A 17,897-nucleotide genomic window follows, 5' to 3' on the forward strand; every position below is an offset into this window, starting at 1 on the left:
AAACCTTCTCTGGAGAGCCGCCCTAGGTGAAAAGCTGCAATGGCAATGCTAGTCGGTGAACTATATTCTCAGGGACATACAATATGATGGCTGATTTTTTAGATGCACACCAAAGGCATTGGGACGATGCTGAGCTGCTTTTCAACGCAACTTGCTGGGCCAATGCCGATCATCTTTACGGCTTGTCGGCGGAGTGTGGTTTGAAAAGACTGATGGAGCGATTCGGCATGGTGGTCGATATGTCCACCGGTACCCCCAAGAACCATGCGGATAGGGTGCATATAATGGAACATCGTAGGCAGGAAAATGCATGGGATCGCTATGAATCTTACCGCCACGGAAAAAATGCGGTCGCGTACGCCCTACCTGCTCAAAATCCTTTTCAAGATTGGGACATTTCCCAGCGCTATGCGCATCGAACAAATTTCACGCAAGAGATTGCTGAAGCCCACAGAGATGGGGCCAAATCAGTACACCATCTGATAACCATAGCCGTTTTAGAGGGCATTCTCTCATGAGCACTTTCGATCAAATATTGCCATCGGTTCGAGATGTGTTGAGTTCTTTCAATGGAGATTTGAAAAAACTGGGGCCGATAATCATCAACCGAGACCTGAATGGCCGTGTTCGTATGGTGCTTGAAGAAGTACAACACGGCAAAGCAAAAACCGCCGCTTTGATCAATGCTATCGTTCGGGCGCTGGTGGAACGACTCGGTGTACACGGTTTTCCCGTGGAACGCATGGTGCTTTTCGAATCCTCGCTGGAGGCCGTGAAGCGAGGGGCACCGTCTTTTCCATTAGAAGGTTTCGCCGATGTCACCGTTGTTGATCGTCTGGCCAGCGAGACCGATTGGGCCAAGATCACACCGATCTCTTCTGGTGCGCCGCGCATCGTGTTCTTTTCCATTAAGGGCGGAGTTGGTCGTTCCACTGCGTCAGCGGTCGCAGCGTGGTCGCTGGCTCAGTCTGGGAAGCGCGTCATGGTCATGGATCTCGACTTGGAATCGCCCGGCATCTCCAGTTCCCTGTTACCCGATGAACGCCGCCCTACCTATGGCATCACAGACTGGCTGGTGGAAGACTTGGTGGAAAATGGGGCGATGGTGTTTGATAGCATGGTTGCTAGGAGTGATCTCTCCTATGACGAGGAAATCTATATTGTGCCCGCTCATGGGCGTGATCCGGGCGAATATGTCGCCAAGCTTGGAAGGGTTTGGATGCCCAAAATTGATGAGAAAGGATCACAGGAACCTTGGTTCAGACGCTTGAGCCGACTGTTGCTCGAATTGGAAACGCACTGGCAGCCAGATGTGATCCTTATCGATTCACGCGCCGGCATTGACGAAGTCGCTTCGGCCTGCATCACTGATCTGGGTGCTAAAGGAGTGCTCCTGTTTTCGATTGATGGTGAGCAGACATGGTCGGGTTACAGCATATTGTTTCGGCATTGGCGTCAGACCGGTGTTGTGCGTGAGATTCGCGAACGCTTGCAGTTGGTCGGCTCAATGATTCCAGAGGTAAACGGAGCAGAATATTTCGATGGCTTGCGCGAGCAGTCGTGGACGGCCTTCGCCGAAGAACTTTATGACGAAGTTCCTGCTGGGGAGCTTGCAGATATCTATTTCAGTTTCGACCAGACCGATGAAAACGCACCGCACTACCCTTGGCCGATTCGTTGGCATAGAGGGTTTGCGGCGATTCAATCCCTCCATTCCCGCTTTCGGCGTCTCGATGAAGGTGAGTTGACGGCGATCTTCGGTCCTCTGATCACAGGAGTACATGCAATCGTCGGAGTCACGGGAGAACGTCATGAATGAAGCCATAAAGATTCGGGAGGCTATCATCGCTGCCATTCCCTATGAAACATCCAACTATGGACAACCTCCGGAGCCGGAGCGAGTATATATGCCGCGTGCGCATGCAAAAGCACTGAACATCGAATCAAACTTGGTGGTTGGATCGCGGGGTGTGGGAAAATCGTTTTGGACGGCGGCCCTCAACGCACCGAGTTTGCGTTCGATGCTAGGATCTTCGGTTCGCGAGTTGGACAATACCCAGGTAAGCGTTGGTTTTTCGGTCAACGAAAACATCAAAGCCTATCCCAATAGGGAAGTTTTCTCCGCTCTTTTGGGCTCTGGCTATACGCCATACGAAATCTGGAAAGCTGTCGTACTGAGGTGGTTGGCACCAGTAGCTGAAGAAAAGGTTCTCGTGGACGATTGGCGTGCGACAGCGGCTTGGGTTCAAGCTAATCCCGAACCTTTAGCAATATGCATACAGAAAGCTAATGCCGCATTTCACAACAACGGTCGGAAAGGACTCATCATTTTCGACGCACTTGATCGTTCGAGCAATGACTGGCGAACCATGGATGCAATTGTTCGAGATTTACTCCGGATCGTTTTGTGGTTGAAATCCTATCCCGCGATTAATGGCAAGGTTTTCCTACGAGAAGATCAGTTCGTACGCACTGTCACGGACTTTCCCGATGCATCAAAACTCTTGGCCACCCAATCGGAACTTACTTGGCGGCCTCATGATTTGCACGGTCTGCTGTGGCAATTGCTATGCAATGCTCCTAGAGGACATGGCGAGACACTTCGTAACATCTATGGAAAAATTATCGGCAAGTGCCCAGAACAAAGAGAAGGACTCTGGTGGCTTGCAGATGAGGCGAAGCTTGATGGAGCGAAACAGAGGGCTTTGTTCGAAGAACTAGCTGGCCCTTGGATGGGGAGAGATAGACGCCGTGGCGTACCCTATGTCTGGTCAGTAAGTCATCTAGCCGATGGCAGAGGGCAAACTTCACCTAGGTCATTCTTGGCTGCCATCCGAGCAGCCGGAGAGGACTCTTCCGAAAGGTATTTGAGCCATGAGTATGCCTTGCACTATGAAAGTATCAAGCGTGGTGTACAAAAGGCATCCGAAATTCGGATTGCGGAAATAGCGGAGGACTACCCATGGGTAAGAATTTTATTCAAACCTTTGGAAGGATTGACTGTGCCATGTGACTTCTCATTGATCGAAGAGCGATGGAAGCAGCAATTACCAGGCGATTTGTCAACGCTCACGCAAAACAGGCTTCCACCTCAACATTTGGAAGGTGGATGGCCGGGCATCCTTGAAGACCTTGTTCGTTTGGGTATTTTTGAAAAGATGAGGGACGGTCGATTCAATATGCCCGATCTTTACCGTGTTGGTTTTGGATTAGGACGGAAGGGTGGTGTTAAGCCGATGAGGCAAGTGACTACTGTCTAGCCCATTTTCGTGCCATTAGCTCGAAAAGAGACCCGTCGAGAGGTAGCGATCGCCTCGATCACAGACGATAGAGACTATCACACTCTCAGGCTCCGCCTCTCGTGCAATCTGTAGCGCCGCAGCTAGCGCCCCACCGGAAGAGATACCACAAAAGATACCCTCCTCTGTCGCCAGACGGAGAGTTAGCGTCTCCGCCGCCTGTTGCGATACATCTACGATTTTATCGACTCTTGAGGCCTCAAAGATCGATGGCAAATAGGCCGGCGGCCAGCGACGAATACCGGGAATCGACGCCCCCTCCTGCGGCTGCACGCCGATAATCTCAATCGCGCTATTTTGCTCCTTTAGATAGCGTGAGGTACCCATAATCGTGCCGGTGGTTCCCATCGCGCTGACAAAGTGGGTCACGCGACCGGCGCTATCGCGCCAAATTTCGGGGCCAGTGGTCTCATAATGGGCTTGGGGGTTATCAAAATTACCGAACTGATCTAGCACCTTACCCCGCCCCTCATCCTCTAGCTGCTGCGCTAAATCTCGTGCCCCCTCCATACTCGCCTCCTGCGAGACCAATACCAGCTCGGCACCGTATGCCTTCATTGAAGCACGACGCTCAAGGCTCATATTCTCCGGCATCACCAATACCATCTTATACCCCTTAATCGCCGCCGCCATCGCTAGCGCAATCCCGGTATTACCAGAGGTCGCTTCGATTAAGGTATCACCGGGCTGAATCTCCCCCCGCGCCTCGGCGCGGTTAATCATACTCAGCGCGGGCCTATCTTTGACTGAACCTGCCGGATTATTCCCTTCCAGCTTCAGCAGTACCGTAGCGGGCAGATCGTTCGCCAGCCGTTGCAGCCTAACCAGCGGGGTGTTGCCGATAAAGCGCTCAATAGTGGGTAAATTAGGCACCATCGCGGTTAGTGAACATGACCATGGTCGAGCTCTTCTGCGGTAGCATCACGCACATCAATAATCGCGACATCGAAATTGAGCCGCACACCGGCGAGAGGGTGGTTACCATCGATGACCACTTCATCATCGTTAGCTGAGACAACGGTAATCACAATTGTCCGGCCATCACCCGACTGAGCATGAAACTGCATGCCGGGCTCGATCGACTCCTCCTCTTCAAACATGGTGCGTTTAACCGTCTCCACCATCGACTCATTGCGTTCACCATAAGCCAACTCCGGCTCGATAGCCACGCTAAAGTTCTCCCCCTGACTACGCCCCTCCAGCGCCTGCTCCAGCCCCGGCACGATATTGCCCGCACCGTGGAGATAGGCAAACTCCCCCTCTGTCGAGCGATCAATAATCTCGCCGCTATCATCGGTGAGGGTGTAGTTGAAGGTAACAACTTTATTGGCACAAATAGACATAAGTTCTCCAGTTCAGCTTGATTCAAAATTACCGCGCCACTTTAACACCGCTCATCCTCTGACGGCAATGGTGAACCCACATTCTGCCTACTCATCTAGGCTTTTGAAGTGATCGACATCAATGAGCAATAGACAGATCGGCTGCTCCTGAGCCAATAGGCGTAATAGCGCGTTAGCATTATCGATAAGCGACATCTCACCGACTGAAAAATATTGCGGCAGTTCGCGGATCTCCGGAGAATCGACCGAATCGAAGCGTACTTGATCGCTAAAGCTTGTAGGGGGCTTGGTAAAAGCGATTTTAGGGGCTGCTTTGCGACTCATTTGACCTCCCGAGCAACAGAAGATCGAATTTTGCTGGCCCCAGAAACGAGTAACCCCTCACAGGGCGCTGATCTAACGGGTAGCGGGAGGGGTGTTGTTGCAATGATCATAGTTGAGGAAGTTGATCACCACAACATCAAATTGCTGCCCATAGCGATGACAACGGCCAATGCGTTGCTCTACCCGTTGTGGGTTCCATGGTGACACCTGGGCGGCGGAACCAGGGCGGCGATGCGCCCGATCAGTTCGAGCGGCGAGAGGATGATCTGGATTTGCCCGTCCGGGCCGGGCTTGGGCAGGTGGTAGATCAACCGCTGGGCATCGATCTCCTCCAGTCGGTCGGCGGCAAATGGCGGGCGGGCGCAGTAGCGCAGCAGACGCTCCAGGCCTCGCCGGTCGTGTGCCTCGATCCGCACGCTGGCGTCGAGGGAGAACCCGCCGCCGTGATCCCACTGCTCCATCTCCTAGCGATCTGCCTTTTCCAGCAATCCCCGCCGCACGAACGCCCGCAAGATGCGGCGGCGGATTTGGGTCTGCACCGCCTCGGCGTCGTCCGCATCGAGTTCCTCCACTTCGATGAAGTGTGCGCCCTGCTCCGGGTCGGGTTCGAAAATGCCGTCGATGACCAATAGGACGCCAACGGTAACCGCATTGCTGTTATTGACGCCCTGGGCCGCAAAACCGGCCAAAGCGACGAAAGCGGTCGTACCACCCACTACGAATACGATCCCAAGGCGCGCCTCCACCTCAACCGCCGCATCAATGCCGATGGCGGCATTGCCTAGCTAAATGCGTGATGTCAAGACTTGACCCCATGGTGCCCGGTATTGCATAAGCCACGACAAGCATGGTTATCGCCAGTTAGGTTCGTTTCTTTGCTTAACGGGTATCGTAGTGGCAGTGTCTAAGAGCAGCTATCAATTCTTTCCAGCGTGTCCGGATATTGATCAACTAAACGAATCAAAACAGCAGCTTGAGCATTGGGTTTCGTCCGGCCTTGCTCCCAGTTTTCCAGCGTGCGTTTGTTAATTTTAAGATAGTGGGCAAATATAGCCTGTGATAGGTGCAGCTTCTTTCGTACCCGGATTAACTCATCTGCCCCTAGCTCTAAAGACTTATCCATTGATGTCTCTACCGCATGGGTTCTGAGTGTCGTCTTGCCATCCCTTGCTTGTTTGAGTGCATCAAACCCTTCTACTAGCTCGTCGAATAAATTTCTACTCATACCTGTCGCGCCTTGCGTTCTGCCCTTAAAAGCCCGGATAACAACTCCCTTTCTTTCGCAGAAAGATCGGAAACTTCCCCTTTAGTATAGAGGGTGAAAAGCCAAAACTGTTTTCCTTCAGTCCACCAGTAGTAAATGATACGGATCCCACCGCGCTTTCCTTTCCCGCGTTCCACATCGCCAAATCGGGCTTTGCGTAATCCTCCTGTTCCCTGAATAACATCACCAGCTACAGGATTATGAAGTAACTCCAGCTGTAACCGCCTAAAAGCTTCATCAGTCATGTAGCGTTGTCTGTAGCGTTCGAATGGGGGGAGTTCAACAAAAATAGCGTCCATAGCCCAAAATATACGCTATTAGCGTATATTTTTCCATTAAAGAGAGAATAAAGGCGTATATCATTAACTAATATCCCCTCATTGAGGCCACCAACACCTCCTGGTTCTCCCGCTCCCGGCATGCCCACTGCCTTTCTACTGCCGGTTTTGACGGATAGGAAATCCAACCGCCTACGCCAAAGTATCCCCCAGCTCCAGAGTGCCGTCAAGATTCGGTCAGAGCCCCTTCGGACCACCGGAAGGCGACGATGAAACAGAAATTGGCCTGTCGGGAGGTGTTTGAGGCAGTTGTCGCGGCAGGGAGAGAGACGGAAAGAAGCGGGTTTCGCGCGAGCAGCAACGGTCGGTCCGGCAGCCCCTCGGCGGGCTGCTACCAAGTCAGGCTCCGCCGCCACGGGCTGAGGCGCGAGGGCGGTGACCGCCGGCCGCAGGGGTGAGTTGGGGGCGAGCACGCCGTAGTAGCGATGCCGGTGACGCTCCAGGCCTCGCCGGTCGTGTGCCGCGATCCGCACGCTGGCGTCGAGGGAGAACCCGCCGCCGTGGTCCCACTGCTCCATCTCCTGGCGATCTGCCTTTTCCAGCAATCCCCGCCGCACGAACGCCCGCAAGATGCGGCGGCGGATTTGGGTCTGCACCGCCTCGGCGTCGTCCGCATCGAGTTCCTCCACTTCGATGAAGTGTGCGCCCTGCTCCAGGTCGGGTTCGAAAATGCCGTCGATGAAGACGACATGGAAATGCGTGTGTTCCCAGCAGAATATAGCTGGCCAGTGTCTTTTAAATCTTGTGCGCATGACAACCATTAACGAACTGGATCAACGCAGTAAAAAACAGCAGACACTACGCAACCAACTGAAGCGTGAAAAGCAGATGAGTCGCCAAATCACACTCAATGGCGAACTGCGGCAACTCAATCAGACGATGACAACGCTCGTAAAAGCATTGTCTTGTCAATCTGTAATCGAGCGATTACAATCAAACCATGTACACCATTAAACAGACTCCGGAATTTATCCGCTGGTTTACCACCATTAAAGACGGCATGACACGCAGAAGATTAGCCACCCGACTGCGTAAAGCCTCTTTGGGAAATTTGGGTGATACCAAACCGTTAGGTGAGGGACTTTTTGAGATGCGCGAATTTTTTGGCCCTGGCTGGCGGCTCTACTACACCATACGAAATGGTGTCATGGTGATTATGATAGGCGGCGGCGATAAATCGAGCCAAATTTCCGATATTGCCAAAGCTAAAGCATTACTGCGTCAACTTGAGGATTAGACGATGAAAATAGCCGATTTACCTGAGTTTGATATGACCGAACATCTGGAAGATGAGCAGGCGATTGCCGAATATCTGACCATCGTGCTGGAAGAGGATGATCCTGCACTCTTAGCCGCCGCCATTGGCGACATTGCGCGTGCACGGGGGATGAGCGACATTGCCAGCCGTAGCGGCATCACCCGTGAAGCACTCTATAAAGCCCTGCGCCCAAACGCCAAACCACGATTTGAGACGATTAACCGTGTCTGTCACGCATTAGGCGTTAAGTTGGTGGCGCAAGCGAATAAACCACAAACGCTCGATAGTATTTAGGAACCCCAATGACCGAAAAAGCCAAAATGGAACCCTTCACCGAAACCGAGCACAACAGCCACGATGTCATCGGCGACAATCTCGAAGCATTAAAGCGCCTGTTCCCCGAATCAAGTTTCGTTTCAGGAAGCAGCCACGGTTTTTGGAGAGCCTTTAGCAATCAGTTTTGATGATCCCGATCGCTCCATTGATGAACAGAGATTTTTAACATTTGGCACAGCACAATACCTTCGCCAAAAAAATGAGGAGGGCGAGGGGCTAAGGTGATAAGCTTAAGTGACGAAACAACAAGCGAACACCGGAGCCCCAGCCCATGCCAGACATTATGTTACTTTTAACCTGTTTAAGCTACGAGTTAGGAAAAACAAATCAGCGTCGTTTAGTTCGAATCGCTGAAGCGATGCTGTCGATGACAGGCCGAGTCACCATGTTGGGACTTTCCCGTTCAGTCTATCGCTTATTAATAGAGGAGCGGCTGCGCCAAGAGGGGCTAGAGGCAACCGTCACCGGTCGGGAGAAGCACCTCTACAGCATCTACCAAAAGATGCGCGATAAACACCTCTCGTTTAAAGAGGTGACTGATCTCTTCGGCGTCAGAATTATTGTCCCCCGGGTCGATGCCTGCTATCGAGCACTCGGCATGGTGCATAACCTGTTTAAACCGGTGCCGGGGCGGTTTAAAGACTATATCGCTATTCCCAAAATTAACGGCTACCAATCGCTGCATACCTCTTTGCAAAGTAGCTACGGCTTTCCGATCGATGTTCAAATTCGCACCATTGAGATGGAACGCGAAGCGGAGCACGGTATCGCCTCCCACTGGCTCTATAAATCGGATGAGGAGAGTAGCATTCATGTCACCGAATCGAGAGTGCGGGAGTGGATGCAGAAGCTGCTGGAGATGCAGCAGAGCGCCGGCGATCCGCTTGAGTTTCTGGAGAGCGTTAAGCTCGATCTCTTCCCGGATGAGGTCTATGTCTTTACCCCCAAAGGGGAGATTACCGCGCTGCCACGCGGCGCCACCGCGGTCGACTTTGCCTACAGCGTCCATACCGATATCGGTAACCACTGTATCGCCGCCCGGGTCGATGGTCGCCCTGCCCCGCTCCATATTGCGCTGCACAACGGCCAGCGGGTCGAGATTATTACCGATACCAATGCCCAGCCTAACCCTTCGTGGCTACAGTTTGTCGCCACAGCCAAGGCGCGCACCAGTATCCGAAACTACTTAAAAAATATAAAAACCAATGAGGCGATAGAGCTGGGTCGGCGTATGCTCGATACCGCACTTAAAAGTCTGCACCACACCCTTGCCGAATTAGAACAGGCAGAGTTAATTACACCGCGACTGTCGAAGTGGCAGCTACAGAGTAGCGACGAGCTCTTCGCTGAAATCGGCTTTGGTAACCACCTTGCCCCGCTCATCGCCCGCGAACTGCTGCAGCAGCACGATGCTGAGCAGTCGGTCGCCGAGGCTAAAAGTACGTTGGCGATTCGCGGTACCGAAGGGAGTATCGTCACCTACGCTAAGTGCTGCCGCCCGATTCCGGGAGATCCCATCTTTGGCTACTTCACCTCCGGGCGCGGTGTAGTGATCCACACTTGTAACTGTAATAATCTCGCGACCTACCAAAAACATCCGCAAAAATGGGTCGATGTCACCTGGGATTCGATGCACGATAACACCCTGTTTCTGGCCGATCTGCGCGTTAGCGTCTCCAATCAGCGCGGGGTGCTGGCCACGGTTGCCGCGACCGGCCTTGTTCATCGTTTCGTCAGGCCGCCATCGCTAGCACAGGCTTAGAGTCCGGTTTTACTCGTTTTTGTGCGGGGCGCCGAGGTAGATCAACCTGATTGAGCAGGTAAGCAAATAGACTGTCATGCGGCCGCTGAAACAAACGTTGTGCCGGAGTGTCATTTCCTGCTGCGTTATGATAGTTGTGTACGATAGTTAGTGCAGAGAGCCTCTCATCGCTAAGTCGGTGCAAATGATGATGCCAAAGCGCCAAGTGGCCATTGCGCCCTTCCACGGCAGAGCTGGAGCGCTGGAACAGGTCAGCGCACTCATTGGCTACGGCTTCAATTTGTGCCCTTTCTTGCTCAGGTAGTGACATAATGGGGTGTTCGGGTTGGCGTAAGGATTCGAGCAACGCCTGACTGGTAGCGGCGATCGGTTGGGCTTTTTCTGCGGTGGTCATTCTCTGAGCTACCCGTTGAAGGTAGAGCGCCGGAATAAGCTGATCATGAATAGCATCTGTTATCTCCTCGTTGAGATCGAATTCCTTCAGTCGGGTATTAATCGTCTCAGTCACAAAGCAAAGCGTCTGTTGCATTGCCGGGAGTAGGCGCTCAGCCTTCTCAATAGAGGCGATCACTTTATCGCCTAAACCATAGCGATAGACTAACGATTTTAGCCGTTCCATGCGCTGTCGAATTAAGTCGATGCGCTCTTCTGGCGGTAACCCTGTGCCCTTTTGCAAGTCGACTAAATGGTAGTCTGAACTGATGCCGTTAAGCTCATCTTTGGCTTGCTTGCTGATAGTCGCGGGCGATTTGCTCGAAAGCGCGTTGTTCTTTATCAAGAACTGCTTGAGCCTGCTCCAGTCCGGGTTGATAGTTAGCAGGTCTGCCGGGGCCTCTCGGCTCAGTCTGTTGCCTCTCTATCCGGTCTTGCCAAGAGTTGACTCTTATCTGAGCACTATCGAGTTCTGCCAGGCATTCGCTATATTTTTGTGAAAAACGCCGAAAAAGTGTTTTGGCTATTTCGTGGAGTAGGTGAAAAAGATCGGGACTGTGATTGGCCTCGTAATGTTTGGCATGGCTGATGAGGCCTTTCGCTTCATCACTGGTTGATTGAATAACCTTCATAGTCAGCTCGTTAATCGACTCATCTACCACCTTATTCTAGGTATCGGCGCTACGATCCTTTGCATATTGTTCCACAAAAATATAGCCACTCACCGCTTCCATCGCCACTAAGCAAATGTCAGGATGAAAGGTCTCATCTTAGATCAAACTGATAGGCTTTACCGGCGTTTGGCTGCGGTGGGCAACGGCCTGTTCGCGTTGCTCGGCTCCATAGCTAAGGATTTTCTGTTCAATTGGCTGGGCAACGGCTTGCTGAGACCCCAGTGAGTTAGCCACAAAATATCCAGTCCACTGAGCTGAATCATTTGCATCACGCCCCGCAGACCATGCGGTTGATAACTCAGCACAAAGGTGAAGTGTAATAATCAATCGATGCAGAAACGCAATTCCATCCGGGTGCTCAAAAAAGTCAGCCACCACCGGTGAGCAAGGCAGCGACTCTTTGCGCTGACGCCAGTGACGCAGTGTGGTGCGAGGAATGTCCAAGTGCTGTGCAATGTCGGCTTCACTCAGCTCCTGAGTCATTTGCTCGTATTGCTCTAACAGTTGGGCAATGTCTATACGGCTACGGCGCGGTTTCTGCTTGGGATTTGCGACCGATTCAGTTACACTTGCTTCTGACATGACACTTCCTCTTTTGTGGCGATAAATGGTTTTCGTCAACAGATTTTACGCCTCATGAGTGTATGTGTCATGTCTCTTGTAAAATCGCAGCAATTCAGGGGCAGCTCCATAACCGACTAACTTCATAAACTTACATTGGCAAAAAAATTATTTTTTCCAGCAAAAATAGCCCATATATCTCCAATTTTGAGAGGTAACCGCATGTCAACTGCACGAAAATCAGCTTCGAACCAATCCGTCCGGTCTAAAAAAAGAATCGGAATAAACGTAAATTACAGCGCAAAGATGTCGTCTATCAACTCCACCTGACCATCACACACTTCTTTCCTGCTCTCTTTGAGCAGATGAGAGAGCTGGATGAGTGCCGGACATCTACTAATTATGATTTGGCGGCTCTTATTACGGCCTGCATTGCCATGTTTCTCTTTAAAGCCGGTTCTCGTAATGAAATGAATAATCTGCGCGAAGAGAAACGCTTTCGCAAAAACTACCAGCGGTTGTTCAAAATGCCGCTACCTCATATGGATACCGTCGATAATGTCATGCGACAACTCACGGAGGATCAACTGCAAAAACTGACTCAATCCATGGTTAGGGCGCTGTTGAAAAAGAAGATATTCCACAATCAACGGCTGTTTGGTGAATGGTTTGTCATTGCGGTGGATGCGAGCGGGATTCATAGTTTTACAGAGTGTCCCCATGAACAGGCGCTGCACAAAGACTACAGCAGCGGTAAAAGTAGCTGGCATAACATGGTTTTAGAGGCCAAACTGATTACCGCTAACGGCTTCGCCATCTCCATTGCCACAGAGTGGCTGGAAAACCCCGAAGAGGGCAACTATGACAAACAGGATTGTGAGCGTAAGGCATTCAAACGCCTAGCAAAAAAGTTGAAATCGGCGTTTCCGCGTCTACCCATCTGTCTGGTTGCCGATGGACTCTATCCTTATCAGGGATTCTTCGAAATTTGCTCAGAGTATGGTTGGGGCTGGATAGTCACCTTCAAGGATGGCAATCTGCCATCTGTTTGGGAAGAGGTTAAATCCTTGTGCCAGTTAACATCCGGCAATCAACGAAAAATCATTCTACGGCAACAGGATAATGTCATTGAGCAAAACTATACATGGATTAACGATATTGACTATCATGGCGTGAAACTACACTGGCTGGAATGCATAGAGACAACCACCGACAAAGAGGGGCAGATAATTGAAAATCGGTTCGTTCACATTAGCTCCTATCCCATCAACTGGAATACGGCACCGGAATTGAGCCGTACCGGACGCTTACGCTGGAAAATAGAGAACGAAGGCTTTAATACCCAAAAAAATCATGGATATGCATTAGAGCACAAATTTTCACGGGTGAGTTATCTGGCGACCAAGAATTACTACCAGTGCTTGCAAATAGCTCACATCATCAATCAGTTACTGGTATTTAGCAAGACATTTCAAAGTGTTATGCAGGGGAAGATGACCTTAAAGCGCATCTGGGGAAAGATGATTGCCGTTATGACTGAACGAAAACTGTCGGTAACGAAATTAGCCCAACTCACCGGGCGCCCCTGCCAGATTCGACTCATCAATTAAAAGACGATGGAGATCCCCGCTCCGAAATTCGGGATAACCCTCATTACACACTGGAGACAAGCTCACTCAACACCGCTGTACAATTTGAAATAGTTGACTTTTCAACAAGGAAATGTTGAGAAGAGGGGGGGTATTGTCGCCAAGAAAGCAAGGCTATGTAGTGATGCTGGTTTGGCGGTGACTCTGAATTGCTGTAAAATCGGGCAAGCTGCCGGTTTGTGGCTGTCCCTGACGAAACGATGAACAAGGCCCCTTAGCGGTTCATGGCCGCGAGGAGTTAGCCACAGTCATGCGCCGCCTGCGCGGGCTGGATAAGGTGCTTAAAATTAGTCGCGGGCGGTAGGACTTATCTTGGTCTCTCACTCATTATGGATAAAAGCTCTTCGACATTACGCACCGATAGCAACAGTTTAAACCCGACAGCTGTAGATGAACGCATCTCCCGTCTGACCGGAGAGTTTATTGACCCGAAACTGGAGCAGCAGTATCAGCAGCTCTACTGGAGAGAGCGGGCGCTACAGATTAGGATGGTACTGATAGTCAGCACATTGGCCTATCTACTCGCGACCTGGCAAAACCACATCGATCTGGGTAATAGCGAATATTTTGGCTGGATTATGCTATCAAGAATCCTATTATTCAGCTTCTTTATGCTATCTATTATAGCGACCTTCAACAACTATAGTCATACGCTTCGATTCCAACTGCTGATTTTTGTCACCGAAATCGTTACCGGAATAACTGAGGCGGTAGAGACCTACGCCTACCATGCAGCTCCCGATTTTGAAAATAACCTTTTAAGTGCGCCCTTCCTATTTTTTATTATTCTTATCTACTATGCCTTTATCCATATTCGCTGGTATTTAACAACACTCGCCTCGCTTATTGGCGGCACAATTCTGTTAGGTGTCTATGTGGTTATAGTAGAAGGCAATTTGGAGACCATAATTCGCCACCCGGTCATGCTTCTCGGCGTCATTGCTATTGGTGGTGGTGTGATTCGCAGTATGAATCGTCTACAGCGCCATAGCTGGCTACAGGGAAAAAAACTAGCGAATGAGGTTAACGAACGGCGGCGGGCAGAGCAGATAGCTCTGGAGGCTAGTCGTGCTAAGAGCGAATTTCTGGCTGTGATTAGCCATGAAATTCGCACCCCTCTTAACTCCATTATGGCGATGACCGAAGTTTTATCAGAAGATCCGCGCTTAGATAATAGCGATAATCAGCGCCAACTCAATATCTTATCCACAGCAGGGCACCACTTAAAGGATCTGGTAGAAGATATTCTCGACTTTTCCCGTTTTGAAGCTAATGTCAATCGCGTGGTGAATGCCCCTTTTGATCTGCGAGAGACGGTCAAACGAGCAATCATCTCGACTCAGGGTCTTGCCCAAAACAAAGGCCTGGAGCTCACTGTCGATCTAGATAGTCAACTGCCGCAACTCCTTATAGGTGATAAGCAACGAATTCGGCAGATATTGATCAACTTGGTCGGTAATGCCATCAAATTTACCGAACAGGGCACAGTGAAAGTGACTATCAGCCGATCAGACTCGGCCGATAACCAAATTCAGATCTGTGTCAGCGATACCGGTATCGGCATTCCGCCGCAGGAGCTAGAGCGCATATTTGACCCATTTCAGCAGGTTGACTCCTCCGTAACCCGGAAATATCAGGGCGTAGGGCTTGGACTAACCATCTGCCGCAACTTAGTCGAGCAGATGCAGGGCACGATTTACGCCCAAAATAACGCTAATGGCGGAGCGCTATTTACGGTTACCCTACCTTTAGCAGTCGCGACCTACCCTCCCGACGCCAAACACCCCGCTCCCCCTCAAAATAAGCCAGAGCTCCTCTCTCCGGCCAATGCAATTAATATACTGGTAATTGAAGATTCAGAACTCAATCGCCAAGTGATAGCCGAATATCTAAAACACACCCGCTGTAAGGTAATTTTTGCTCATAATGGCCGTGAAGGCGTGGAGAGCTATCAGAAAAATCTATTCGACATTGTATTAATGGATCTACATATGCCCGATATTGATGGCATATCGACCACCTATGCCATCCGTCAGTTAGAGCAGCAGCGCCACTTAAACCGCACTCCGATTGTTATTGTCAGTGCCGATAGCCAGCAGGAGGCGATAGAGCGGGCACAACACTGTGATATAGACGACTTTATCGTCAAACCTATCTCCCGGGCAGAGCTATTTCATGCCCTTAACCAGTTTACCGGTAATCACGACACTGTTTTCGCTACCACGCCTAATGAGAAAGAGGAGAACACCCTACAACCCTTGCTACCGCGCTTCTACCAACAGATGGCACAAGATTTAGAGCAGATGGTACTGGCATTTCAACAGCAAGAGTATGCCAAACTGGGGCTATTGGCTCATGTCGTCAAAGGGCACTGCCAACTATTTGGTTTTGATGAGCTGGCGGCGTCAGCTAAAGCGTTACAACAAAATTGTAATACGACGCCTCTACCCTTACCCCAGATCGCATCAAGCTGGAAAGATTTACAGCAGGGGTATCAAAGATACCTGACAAAACGGAGAGTATCTGAGTGAGAGATAATTTTCTAAGTTAGGGAATAATCAGCTTTAGTTGATTTGCGATTTTTATCAATTTTGCCATCGTAGGGTACTCAAGTTTGCGCATAATATTTTCCCGATGCTTCTGCACCGTGCGAATACTAATTGAGATTTTCTCTGCTATCTCCTTGCTGGTTAACCCTTCAGCGACCATCTTTAATATCTGCTGCTCACGCCGGGTTAAATCGATTGCACTATCCTGTGCAGAATCGCTACCCTCCAATATATAATCTGGCCGGACAAACTCACCGTCATAACACATCACACTAATAATAGAGCGACTCAAAGACGCCTTATCGGCTGTCTTTAATGCATAACCGTGCGCACCAAGCTTATCCGTACGCACTACCCCGTCAAGGCCTTCGTTACCAGTCAGCATCAAAATCCGAATATCGGGAAAGCGGCGGCTGATCTGATACGCCGCGTCCCCGCCATTCATCACAGGCATTAGTAAATCCATTAAAATCAGATCCGGCTTTAACCGCATCGTTTGTTGAATTGCTTCAATGCCATTAACAGCACGACCAACAACACTAATTTTAGGTTTTTTAAGGCTATGCAACAGCAGCTCCATAGCATCCAGGGTTAACAGTTGATCATCGACCAGCAGAGTTCGAATCAGTTGTTTAATTTGTGATGAAGAGTCGGCTTTTCTTTCCATATAAATCGACCGCAAATAAATGGTAAACAGAAACGCTCATGCACAATAAAAGCAGCCTGTCCTATTTTACTACTGCAACACATCAGCACCAGATTTTATCCTCTCTCATATAAAAAATATTATGTAATTAAATCATCTAAAAGATAGATGTTATCAAACTTATTAGTCAAAATCAAAAGCCCAATATAGGCATCAATCATTTCATACAAACTATCTATATATTGATATTCCACCTGAGCGAGTTTGCTTTTTGCCTCCTCTAGCTCAATAATGCTTCGTAATTGATGGTTATACCCCTGTTCCAGAGCTTTTACATATAGTTTGGCCGATTCAATCGCGCCATTATAAATTTGTATAGTTTCAATTGCCGAGTTAAATTTAAGCAATAACTCATCATAAATTAATGCCGCCTGCTCTTGTTCACTTAAAAATGTTTCATTAGCAGCCATTAAAGCAAGTTTAGCCTGGGAGAGTGTTGACGACAGATATCCCCCTGAATACAAGGGTAGTTTTAGATTAATCATTAACTGTTGACTAACATCATACTGACTATCTGTCGTTGGTGTATCAGTATCATATTGAGAATATGAAGCACTCATGCCTAGTGTTGGATAGTAGGTATCATAAGCACGCTCAACTTCCAGTTTTCTCATCTCCATAGTTAATCGTGCCTGATTTAACCTGAGCCCAGCTGAAATATTAGCACCATCATCTAAAATATGATTTTTTATTATTTCAAGATGCTGCATAGATAAGCTATCAGAAAAAACTTTTGGTAAATCAAACTCAGTACCACCAATATACCGACTTAGTTTTAATCTATTTAAGTTAAAAACCTGATCTTCTTTATTTAAATTTACTATGGCAGAATTCTTATCAACATTCGCTTCCAGAAAATCCATTTTATTAGCCAAGTTAAGTTTATACTTCTTTTCTATCGCTTTAAGTTTAGATTCAGTATATTGCAGATAGTATCGATGGTAGTCGATTTTGTTTTTAGATTTTAAGATATCTAAATAGACTTTAAATAACTCTTGAGCAAGCTCTTGCTTTTTGAGCTCTAACTCCATTCTTGATAACTCAGACTTCATCTCTTCTATTGAAATACCAGAATAGACACTTTTATCATAAATTAGCTGCTCAATAGAGATGGTATTGCTATTTAAGGTCTGTTTTATCCGCTGATCAGTGTTAAAAGAATAGGTTGAATTTAATTGCTGATCTGATATTTTATAATATGAAGCAAAATTAATCTTTGGGTAGAGTTTTGACTTTGCCTGTTTGACCAACTCCTGTTGCGATTCCGTTTGAAATTCATACGATTTTATATCTCTTGAGTTGCGCAAAGAGAGTTGATACAGATCTGAAAAGCTCAATACCTCAGCAGCTAACCGATCAAGCGAAAATAGCAACATAGTTAAAATTAAATATTTTCCCATAA

Annotated in this window: 21 protein-coding genes and 1 pseudogene; 10 read left to right on the forward strand and 12 right to left on the reverse strand. The window is 49.2% G+C overall.

Annotated elements, in window-relative coordinates:
* The first annotated feature begins 83 nt into the window (after positions 1–83).
* The 3 genes from D5085_17370 to D5085_17380 are packed head-to-tail and all read left to right on the forward strand — an operon-like array spanning position 84 to position 3,260.
* The gene (locus tag D5085_17370; protein QEP44749.1) at positions 84–518 is read left to right on the forward strand and encodes an SAM-dependent methyltransferase; all 435 of its coding nucleotides are present in this window, start codon (positions 84–86) and stop codon (positions 516–518) included.
* Positions 515–1,819 (forward strand): ParA family protein, encoded by a 1,305-nt coding sequence (locus D5085_17375; GenBank protein QEP44750.1) that lies wholly within the window; start codon positions 515–517, stop codon positions 1,817–1,819. The genes D5085_17370 and D5085_17375 overlap by 4 nt, the downstream gene beginning before the upstream one ends.
* Complete coding sequence (locus D5085_17380; protein QEP44751.1) at positions 1,812–3,260, forward strand: hypothetical protein; 1,449 nt, start codon at positions 1,812–1,814, stop codon at positions 3,258–3,260. The genes D5085_17375 and D5085_17380 overlap by 8 nt, the downstream gene beginning before the upstream one ends.
* A 15-nt stretch (positions 3,261–3,275) precedes the next feature.
* Here the strand turns inward: D5085_17380 and cysM are convergent, their stop codons facing one another.
* The 4 genes from cysM to D5085_17400 form a co-directional block, all read right to left on the reverse strand.
* Positions 3,276–4,175, reverse strand: a complete 900-nt coding sequence (gene cysM, locus D5085_17385; protein QEP44752.1) for a cysteine synthase CysM — start codon at positions 4,173–4,175, stop codon at positions 3,276–3,278.
* A gap of 5 nt (positions 4,176–4,180) precedes the next feature.
* Positions 4,181–4,642: a peptidylprolyl isomerase gene (locus D5085_17390; GenBank protein ID QEP44753.1), complete on the reverse strand. Its 462-nt coding sequence runs from the start codon at positions 4,640–4,642 to the stop codon at positions 4,181–4,183.
* Positions 4,643–4,729: 87 nt separating this feature from the next.
* A complete protein-coding gene (locus D5085_17395) occupies positions 4,730–4,966 on the reverse strand; it encodes a hypothetical protein (protein QEP44754.1) in 237 nt (78 codons plus the stop codon).
* A gap of 179 nt (positions 4,967–5,145) precedes the next feature.
* Entirely contained in the window at positions 5,146–5,427 is a 282-nt protein-coding gene (locus D5085_17400) for a hypothetical protein (GenBank protein ID QEP44755.1), read from the reverse strand.
* A 189-nt stretch (positions 5,428–5,616) separates the two neighbouring features.
* Between D5085_17400 and D5085_17405 the strand changes: the two genes are divergently transcribed.
* A complete protein-coding gene (locus D5085_17405) occupies positions 5,617–5,751 on the forward strand; it encodes a hypothetical protein (protein ID QEP45214.1) in 135 nt (44 codons plus the stop codon).
* Between the two features lie 119 nt (positions 5,752–5,870).
* On the opposite strand, the gene D5085_17410 is transcribed toward D5085_17405, so the two are convergent.
* Genes D5085_17410 through D5085_17420 form a run of 3 tightly spaced genes read right to left on the reverse strand, consistent with a single transcriptional unit; the run spans position 5,871 to position 7,329 of the window.
* Positions 5,871–6,191 carry a transcriptional regulator gene (locus D5085_17410; protein QEP44756.1) on the reverse strand — a complete coding sequence of 107 codons (321 nt, stop codon included), beginning with the start codon at positions 6,189–6,191 and terminating at the stop codon, positions 5,871–5,873.
* Positions 6,188–6,529 (reverse strand): toxin, encoded by a 342-nt coding sequence (locus D5085_17415; protein QEP44757.1) that lies wholly within the window; start codon positions 6,527–6,529, stop codon positions 6,188–6,190. The genes D5085_17410 and D5085_17415 overlap by 4 nt, the downstream gene beginning before the upstream one ends.
* Positions 6,472–7,329 carry a hypothetical protein gene (locus D5085_17420; GenBank protein QEP44758.1) on the reverse strand — a complete coding sequence of 286 codons (858 nt, stop codon included), beginning with the start codon at positions 7,327–7,329 and terminating at the stop codon, positions 6,472–6,474. The genes D5085_17415 and D5085_17420 overlap by 58 nt, the downstream gene beginning before the upstream one ends.
* A 179-nt stretch (positions 7,330–7,508) precedes the next feature.
* On the opposite strand from D5085_17420, the gene D5085_17425 reads away from it, so the two are divergent.
* From D5085_17425 to D5085_17440, 4 genes and pseudogenes are all read left to right on the forward strand, one after another.
* Positions 7,509–7,805 carry a type II toxin-antitoxin system RelE/ParE family toxin gene (locus D5085_17425; GenBank protein QEP44759.1) on the forward strand — a complete coding sequence of 99 codons (297 nt, stop codon included), beginning with the start codon at positions 7,509–7,511 and terminating at the stop codon, positions 7,803–7,805.
* 3 nt (positions 7,806–7,808) lie between these two features.
* Entirely contained in the window at positions 7,809–8,120 is a 312-nt protein-coding gene (locus D5085_17430; GenBank protein QEP44760.1) for a putative addiction module antidote protein, read from the forward strand.
* Positions 8,121–8,234: 114 nt separating this feature from the next.
* A pseudogene (locus D5085_17435) lies at positions 8,235–8,387 on the forward strand (BrnT family toxin).
* A 46-nt stretch (positions 8,388–8,433) separates the two neighbouring features.
* The gene (locus tag D5085_17440; protein QEP44761.1) at positions 8,434–9,924 is read left to right on the forward strand and encodes a bifunctional (p)ppGpp synthetase/guanosine-3',5'-bis(diphosphate) 3'-pyrophosphohydrolase; all 1,491 of its coding nucleotides are present in this window, start codon (positions 8,434–8,436) and stop codon (positions 9,922–9,924) included.
* Here D5085_17440 and D5085_17445 read toward each other — a convergent pair.
* The 3 genes from D5085_17445 to D5085_17455 form a co-directional block, all read right to left on the reverse strand.
* Positions 9,896–10,543 carry a hypothetical protein gene (locus D5085_17445; protein QEP44762.1) on the reverse strand — a complete coding sequence of 216 codons (648 nt, stop codon included), beginning with the start codon at positions 10,541–10,543 and terminating at the stop codon, positions 9,896–9,898. The genes D5085_17440 and D5085_17445 overlap by 29 nt on opposite strands.
* A gap of 94 nt (positions 10,544–10,637) precedes the next feature.
* Positions 10,638–11,018, reverse strand: a complete 381-nt coding sequence (locus D5085_17450) for a hypothetical protein (protein QEP44763.1) — start codon at positions 11,016–11,018, stop codon at positions 10,638–10,640.
* Positions 11,019–11,126: 108 nt separating this feature from the next.
* Positions 11,127–11,612, reverse strand: a complete 486-nt coding sequence (locus D5085_17455; GenBank protein QEP44764.1) for a hypothetical protein — start codon at positions 11,610–11,612, stop codon at positions 11,127–11,129.
* Between the two features lie 344 nt (positions 11,613–11,956).
* On the opposite strand from D5085_17455, the gene D5085_17460 reads away from it, so the two are divergent.
* Positions 11,957–13,201 carry a hypothetical protein gene (locus tag D5085_17460; GenBank protein ID QEP44765.1) on the forward strand — a complete coding sequence of 415 codons (1,245 nt, stop codon included), beginning with the start codon at positions 11,957–11,959 and terminating at the stop codon, positions 13,199–13,201.
* A 368-nt stretch (positions 13,202–13,569) separates the two neighbouring features.
* Positions 13,570–15,771, forward strand: coding sequence for a response regulator (locus D5085_17465; protein ID QEP44766.1), 2,202 nt, complete (start codon positions 13,570–13,572; stop codon positions 15,769–15,771).
* 16 nt (positions 15,772–15,787) lie between these two features.
* Here the strand turns inward: D5085_17465 and D5085_17470 are convergent, their stop codons facing one another.
* Both D5085_17470 and D5085_17475 read right to left on the reverse strand, forming a co-directional pair.
* A complete protein-coding gene (locus tag D5085_17470; protein ID QEP44767.1) occupies positions 15,788–16,456 on the reverse strand; it encodes a DNA-binding response regulator in 669 nt (222 codons plus the stop codon).
* Between the two features lie 119 nt (positions 16,457–16,575).
* The gene (locus tag D5085_17475) at positions 16,576–17,895 is read right to left on the reverse strand and encodes a TolC family protein (GenBank protein ID QEP44768.1); all 1,320 of its coding nucleotides are present in this window, start codon (positions 17,893–17,895) and stop codon (positions 16,576–16,578) included.
* Between the last annotated feature and the right edge of the window lie 2 nt (positions 17,896–17,897).

Source organism: Ectothiorhodospiraceae bacterium BW-2 (assembly GCA_008375315.1).
Classification (GTDB): Bacteria; Pseudomonadota; Gammaproteobacteria; order Thiohalomonadales; family Thiohalomonadaceae; genus BW-2.

Bases quoted from the DNA above. Each gene is read 5' to 3' on its own strand.
- D5085_17370 (QEP44749.1), top strand. From the start codon at position 84: ATGATGGCTGATTTTTTAGATGCACACCAAAGGCATTGGGACGATGCT.
- D5085_17375 (QEP44750.1), top strand. From the start codon at position 515: ATGAGCACTTTCGATCAAATATTGCCATCGGTTCGAGATGTGTTGAGT.
- D5085_17380 (QEP44751.1), top strand. From the start codon at position 1,812: ATGAATGAAGCCATAAAGATTCGGGAGGCTATCATCGCTGCCATTCCC.
- cysM (QEP44752.1), bottom strand. From the start codon at position 4,175: ATGGTGCCTAATTTACCCACTATTGAGCGCTTTATCGGCAACACCCCG.
- D5085_17390 (QEP44753.1), bottom strand. From the start codon at position 4,642: ATGTCTATTTGTGCCAATAAAGTTGTTACCTTCAACTACACCCTCACC.
- D5085_17395 (QEP44754.1), bottom strand. From the start codon at position 4,966: ATGAGTCGCAAAGCAGCCCCTAAAATCGCTTTTACCAAGCCCCCTACA.
- D5085_17400 (QEP44755.1), bottom strand. From the start codon at position 5,427: ATGGAGCAGTGGGATCACGGCGGCGGGTTCTCCCTCGACGCCAGCGTG.
- D5085_17410 (QEP44756.1), bottom strand. From the start codon at position 6,191: ATGAGTAGAAATTTATTCGACGAGCTAGTAGAAGGGTTTGATGCACTC.
- D5085_17415 (QEP44757.1), bottom strand. From the start codon at position 6,529: ATGGACGCTATTTTTGTTGAACTCCCCCCATTCGAACGCTACAGACAA.
- D5085_17420 (QEP44758.1), bottom strand. From the start codon at position 7,329: ATGGTTGTCATGCGCACAAGATTTAAAAGACACTGGCCAGCTATATTC.
- D5085_17425 (QEP44759.1), top strand. From the start codon at position 7,509: ATGTACACCATTAAACAGACTCCGGAATTTATCCGCTGGTTTACCACC.
- D5085_17430 (QEP44760.1), top strand. From the start codon at position 7,809: ATGAAAATAGCCGATTTACCTGAGTTTGATATGACCGAACATCTGGAA.
- D5085_17440 (QEP44761.1), top strand. From the start codon at position 8,434: ATGCCAGACATTATGTTACTTTTAACCTGTTTAAGCTACGAGTTAGGA.
- D5085_17445 (QEP44762.1), bottom strand. From the start codon at position 10,543: ATGGAACGGCTAAAATCGTTAGTCTATCGCTATGGTTTAGGCGATAAA.
- D5085_17455 (QEP44764.1), bottom strand. From the start codon at position 11,612: ATGTCAGAAGCAAGTGTAACTGAATCGGTCGCAAATCCCAAGCAGAAA.
- D5085_17460 (QEP44765.1), top strand. From the start codon at position 11,957: ATGAGAGAGCTGGATGAGTGCCGGACATCTACTAATTATGATTTGGCG.
- D5085_17465 (QEP44766.1), top strand. From the start codon at position 13,570: ATGGATAAAAGCTCTTCGACATTACGCACCGATAGCAACAGTTTAAAC.
- D5085_17470 (QEP44767.1), bottom strand. From the start codon at position 16,456: ATGGAAAGAAAAGCCGACTCTTCATCACAAATTAAACAACTGATTCGA.
- D5085_17475 (QEP44768.1), bottom strand. From the start codon at position 17,895: ATGGGAAAATATTTAATTTTAACTATGTTGCTATTTTCGCTTGATCGG.